This window comes from Kitasatospora sp. NPDC056531 (assembly GCF_042794375.1).
Taxonomy (GTDB): Bacteria; Actinomycetota; Actinomycetes; order Streptomycetales; family Streptomycetaceae; genus Kitasatospora.
The window spans coordinates 36,782-42,781 of the sequence record NZ_JBHTTU010000025.1 but is presented as its reverse complement, the minus strand read 5'-3'; the positions used below and the strand labels follow the sequence as shown (position 1 = coordinate 42,781).

Annotated in this window: 3 protein-coding genes; all 3 read left to right on the top strand. The window is 71.0% G+C overall.

The features are described from left to right. Nucleotides 1-252 precede the first annotated feature (252 nt). The 3 genes from ACFQ87_RS21690 (at nucleotide 253) to ligA (ending at nucleotide 5,969) form a co-directional block, all read left to right on the top strand. Nucleotides 253-2,571 carry a right-handed parallel beta-helix repeat-containing protein gene (locus ACFQ87_RS21690; protein WP_380612428.1) on the top strand — a complete coding sequence of 773 codons (2,319 nt, stop codon included), beginning with the start codon at nucleotides 253-255 and terminating at the stop codon, nucleotides 2,569-2,571. A 79-nt stretch (nucleotides 2,572-2,650) separates the two neighbouring features. Further along, the gene (locus ACFQ87_RS21685; RefSeq protein ID WP_380612427.1) at nucleotides 2,651-3,661 is read left to right on the top strand and encodes a methionine synthase; all 1,011 of its coding nucleotides are present in this window, start codon (nucleotides 2,651-2,653) and stop codon (nucleotides 3,659-3,661) included. A 19-nt stretch (nucleotides 3,662-3,680) separates the two neighbouring features. Continuing rightward, complete coding sequence (ligA, locus tag ACFQ87_RS21680) at nucleotides 3,681-5,969, top strand: NAD-dependent DNA ligase LigA (protein ID WP_380612426.1); 2,289 nt, start codon at nucleotides 3,681-3,683, stop codon at nucleotides 5,967-5,969. Nucleotides 5,970-6,000 lie beyond the last annotated feature (31 nt).

The following is a 6,000-nucleotide window of genomic DNA, read 5'->3' as shown; positions in this document are numbered from 1 at the left end:
ACTGGATCTTCTCCCCTCTCCCCCTTGTGGCCAAAGTTTCCGCCGCCGGTGGGGCCGCCCCCCTTTCCCGCCCCCCCGCGCTCCCTTGTTCCCGAGCTCCGCGCTCGGCACCGGGGGCCGTTCGTGTGCAGGCCCAAGGCCGGTGAAATCCGCGTTGGCGAGGCCCCCTTGGCTGTGGAATGATCCGCTCCGCCCTCCGTTCGGTCGTGTTCGGACAGTGGAGGGTCGCAAAGCGTCTTTCACGCTGAGAACATGCCCAGGGGGGCTCCCATTTCCAGAACCCGGACCGCGCTGACCGTCGGCGCGCTGCTCGTCGGGATGGTCGGTCTGCCGGCTGTCGGTGCGAGCGGTGCGGCCGCGGCGGGTACCACGCTCTTCGTCAACAACGCCGCGGGTGCCAACTGCACCGACAGTGGCACCGGCACCCAGGCCGCGCCGTTCTGCACCGTCGGCGCGGCCGCAGCGGTCGTGCAGCCGGGGCAGACGGTCGAGATCGCCGGGGGTGCCTACAACGGCTTCGCGGTGACCGTGACCCACTCCGGCACCGCCGACGCCCCGATCACCTTCCGCGGCCCGGTCCAGCAGTACTCGGCGGGCAGTCAGGCGATCCTCTCCGGCGGGGCGCCGAACCACCCGGACAGCGCCCTCGTGGTAAAGGGCGCCGACCACCTCCGGTTCGAGAACCTGTCGCTGGAGAGCTACCAGCGGCCGTCCGTCATCGTCGACGGTGGGCACGACATCACGTTCACCCACATCTCGGCCTGGGGCGGCGGTGTCAAGATCACCAATGCCTCCGACAAGGTGACCTGGGCCCGCGGAGACTTCGCCTACGCGCCCGGCCCGCTACTCCAGGTCGACGGCGGTTCCACCGGGACCGTCCTGACCACCAACGAGATCCAGCCCAACAGCGTCGACAACATGACCGGCATCCTGGTCAAGGACGCGCCGAACACCGTCGTGGTGGCCAACACCATCAACTCGCCCTGTTTCAACGGGATCGTGCTGGACGGCACGTCGACCGGTGCGGTGGTCGAGAACAACGTGGTGAACACCGCGCAGAACCAGAACGCGGCCTGCGCCACCCCGGCCAACGCCACCGGGATCAGTGTCGCGGCGAACGCCACCGCGGGCACCAAGGTCGACTACAACGTGATCGACCCGCGCAGCGGCGGTGCGGCCTACAGCTGGGCCGGTGCCAACTTCGCCACCCAGAACCAGTTCACCGCGAACACCGGTCAGGGCTCGCACGACTTCGTCGACCTGACCTACGTGCCGAAGGGGCCGAACGCGCCGGTCGACCACACCATCGACTCGGCCGACGAGAACGCTCCGGGCATGCTGCCGACCGACCGTGGCGGCTACGCTCCGGTGGACAACCCCATGGTGCCCAACACCGGTACGGGCAGCGGTTTCCGTGACCGCGGCGCGTGGGAGGATCAGTACGTCGGCAGCGCCTTCACCCCGGCCGGTCCGACGCGTCTGCTGGACACCCGTCAGCCGATCGGTGTCCCGGTGGCGCAGCCCGTTCCGGCATGGGGCACCGTCGACCTTCCGGTGACCGGTGTGGCGGGGGTTCCGGCGTCGGGCGTGACGGCGGTGACGATGAACGTGACGGTGACCGAGCCGCAGCAGGACGGGCACCTGACGGTCTACCCGCACGGTGACGCGCTGCCGACCGCCTCCAACCTGAACTGGGTGGCTGGCCGGACGATTCCGAACCTGGTGACGGTGCCGGTGAAGGACGGCAAGGTCTCCTTCTACAACGCTTCCGGTGGCACCGTGCACGTGATCGCCGACCTGGAGGGCTACTACAGCCCGAAGGGCTCGCTGTTCCACGCCCAGGGCCCGACGCGTCTGCTGGACACCCGTCAGCCGATCGGTGTCCCGGTGGCGCAGGCCGTGCCCGCCTGGGGCACCGTCGATCTGCCGGTGGCCGGCGTGGCGGGGGTTCCGGCGTCGGGCGTGACGGCGGTGACGATGAACGTGACGGTGACCGAGCCGCAGCAGGACGGCCACCTCACCGTCTACCCGCACGGTGACGCGGTCCCGACCGCCTCCAACCTGAACTGGGTTGCGGGCCGGACGATTCCGAACCTGGTGACGGTGCCGGTGAAGGACGGCAAGGTGTCGTTCTACAACGCCTCGGGCGGCACCGTGCACGTGATCGCCGACCTCGCCGGCTACTACGCCATCGACGGCAAGGTCTCCTACCACGCCTGGGGGCCGTACCGGCTCGTCGACACCCGTGAGAACACCTCCTGGGAGGAGGGCATGCGTCCGGCGGGCACCGTCCCGGCCTGGGGCACCCTGGACATCCCGATCGGCGACCTCCCGTTGGCCACGGCGGTGACCCTGAACGTGACCGTCACCGAGCCGGGCGCCCAGGGCCACCTGACCGTCTACCCGCACGGTGACGCCCTGCCGGACGCGTCGAACCTGAACTTCCTCCCGGGGGAGACCATCCCGAACCAGGTCGTGGTCCCGGTCAAGGACGGCAAGGTCTCGCTCTACAACGCGAGCGGCGCCCCGCTGCACCTCGTGGTCGACGAGTTCGGCTACCAGGGGTACTGACCCCGGTCCCCAGTCGACGGCCCCGGTCCTGAGCCCCGCGCTCGGCACCGGGGCCGTCCGCATGAGTAGGCTCGGACAGGTGAGCACTCCACACCCCTTCCCCGACCTGCGCGGCGCCGCGACCGGCGTCGGCTCGCTGCCCGGCACCGACGCCCGCGAGGCCGCCAAGACCTCCACCGGGGCGCTGGAGCAGCTGCCGTTCCTGCCCGAGCTGCCCGCGCGCGGCCCGGGCGCCGACATGATCGGCCGCAGCGCCGGCCTGCTGGTCGAGCTGTTCGCGCAGACCGAGCCCAGCGGCTGGCGCTTCGCCGACCGCCCCGGCCGGGACACCCGGCGCGCCCACTCCTGGCTCGGCGAGGACCTGGACGCGCTGGAGGAGTTCACCCAGGGCCACCAGGGCGCGCTGAAGGTCCAGGCCGTCGGCCCGTGGACGCTGGCGGCGAGCATCGAGCTCAAGCACGGCGAGAAGGCGCTCGCCGACCACGGCGCCTGCCGGGACATCGCCGGCTCGCTCACCGAGGGCCTGCGCCGCCACCTCGCGGAGGTCCGCAAGCGCGTCCCGGGCGCACAACTCGTCCTCCAGCTGGACGAGCCCTCGCTGCCCGCCGTCCTCGCGGGCCGGGTGAAGACCGCGAGCGGCTTCCAGCGGCTGCGCGCCGTCGACCGGCAGATCGCCGAGGAGGTGCTGCGGGAGCTGATCCGCGGCCTGGACGCGCCCGTGGTCGTGCACAGCTGCGCTCCGGACGTCCCGGTCCCGCTGCTGCGGCGCGCCGGAGTCGCCGGGATCTCACTCGACTTCTCGCTCCTCAGCGAGCGCCAGGACGACGACCTCGGCGAGGCGGTCGAGGCGGGCACGACGATCCTCGCGGGTGTCGTCCCCTCCACTGACCAGGCGGTGTCGGACCCGGCCGGTAGTGTCCAGGGTGTCAGGACCTTGTGGCGCAGGCTCGGGTTCGCCCCGGAGCTGCTGGGCCGCCGCGTGCTGGTGACACCGACCTGCGGGCTGGCCGGGGCCTCCCCGGCGTACGCGCGCAAGGCGCTGTCGCTCGCCGAGCGGGCGGCACGGAGCCTGGTGGACAACCCGGAATGAGAACGTAGGAGGGCTTGCGGTGACGGCTGTCGAGGGCTGGGAGGACATCCCGGCGGAGGTGCGCAGGCGGCACGCCGAACTGGCGGCGGATATCACCGACCACCGGGCCCGGTACTACGAGCAGGACGCTCCGATCGTCAGCGACGCCGAGTTCGACACGCTGATGCGCGAGCTGGAGGCGATCGAGGCCGAGCACCCGGCCCTGATCACCCCGGACTCGCCGACCCAGAAGGTCGGCGGCGACGTCGCGGAGGGCTTCACCAAGGTCGAGCACCGGGAGCGCCTGCTCAGCCTGGACAACGCCATGGACGACGACGAGCTCGCCGCCTGGGCCGAGCGGGTAGCCCGGGAGCTGGCGGGCATCGACTACCACTACCTGTGCGAACTCAAGGTGGACGGCCTGGCGGTCAACCTCACGTACGAGCACGGGGAGTTGGTGCTCGCCGCGACCAGGGGCACCGGCCGGGTCGGTGAGGACATCACCGCCAACGTCCGCACCATCAAGGAGATCCCGCACCGGCTCGAGGGCGACGACGTCCCCGAGCTGGTCGAGATCCGCGGCGAGGTCTACCTGCCCACCGAGGCCTTCGAGGAGTTGAACGGCTCGCTCGCCGCGGAGAACGAGCGCCGCAAGGCGGAGAACGAGGCACGCGCCAAGGAGGGCAAGCGCCCGCAGGCCCTTCTCAAGCTGTTCGCCAACCCCCGCAACGCCGCCGCCGGTTCGCTGCGCCAGAAGGACCCGCACGTCACCGCCTCCCGCCCGCTGCACATGGTGGTGCACGGCATCGGCGCCCGGGTCGGCTTCGACATCGACTGCCAGTCGCACGCCTACGACCTGCTGCGCGGGTGGGGCCTGCCGACGGCCCGGCACAACAAGGTGGTCAAGACCCTCGACGAGGTGCGGGCGTTCATCAAGTACTTCGGCGAGCAGCGTCACTCGGTCGAGCACGAGATCGACGGCGTGGTCGTCAAGGTGGACGAGATCGCCCTGCAGGGCCGGCTCGGCTCCACCTCCAAGTCCCCGCGCTGGGCGATCGCCTGGAAGTACCCGCCGGAGGAGGTCACCGGCAAGCTCGCCGAGATCAAGGTCGGCATCGGCCGCACCGGCCGGGCCACCCCGTACGCGGTGCTGGCCGAGCCGGTGAAGGTGGCCGGCTCGATGGTCCAGTACGCGACGCTGCACAACCAGGAGGTCGTCAAGGCCAAGGGCGTGCTGCTCGGGGACACCATCGTGCTGCGCAAGGCCGGTGACGTGATCCCGGAGATCCTCGGGCCGGTGGAAGACCTGCGGGACGGCACTGAGCAGGAGTTCGTGATGCCCTCGCACTGCCACGAGTGCGGGGCCGAGCTGCGCCCGATGTCCGAGGGCGACATCGACCTGCGCTGCCCCAACGCCCAGTTCTGCCCGGCCCAGATCCGCGAGCGGATCGCCTTCCTCGGCGGCCGCTCCTCGCTGGACATCGACGGCCTCGGCTACGTCGCGGCCACCGCGCTGACCCAGCCGCTGGCGCCGGCCGAGGCGCCGGTGAAGGACGAGGGCGACATCTTCGGGCTGACGATGGAGCAGCTGCTGCCGATCAAGGTGCTGGTGCGCGACCAGAAGACGGGCATGCCCAAGCTGGACGACCGCACCGGCAAGGAGAAGGAGGCCACCTTCTTCGCCAATCAGAAGGGCGAGCCCAAGAAGACGGCCAGTGTGCTGCTGGAGAACCTGGACAAGGTGAAGGACCGCCCGCTCTGGCGGTTCCTCAACGGCCTCTCGATCCGGCACGTGGGCCCGGTCGCGGCCCAGGAGCTGGCCCGGGAGTTCCGTGACCTGGACCGGATCTTCTCGGCCACCGAGGAGGAACTGGCCGCGGTCGAGGGGGTCGGGCCGATCATCGCCCGGTCGGTGGTCGAGTGGTACCAGGAGGAGTGGCACCGCGGCATCTTGGAGAAGTGGCGCGCCGCCGGTGTCAGCTTCACCGAGGAGTTCGCGGACGAGGAGGAGGCGGAGCGCCCGCTGGAGGGCCTGACCGTGGTCGTCACCGGCACCCTGGCCGGGCACACCCGGGACGGCGCCAAGGAGGCGCTGACCTCGCGCGGAGCGAAGGTGACCGGCTCGGTTTCGAAGAAGACCGATTTTGTGGTCGCGGGTGACAACCCGGGATCCAAGTACGACAAGGCCGTTCAGCTCGGACTGCCGGTGCTGGATGATGCGGGCTTCGTCGTCCTGCTCGCCGACGGACCGTCGGCCGCCCGCGCCCACCTGGGACTTCCGGAGCCGGAGGGGGTCGTCGAGCCGCAGGAGGCGCCCGCCGAGGGCTGATTCGAGGCCGCCCCGAGCGGCCGGTGCCCTG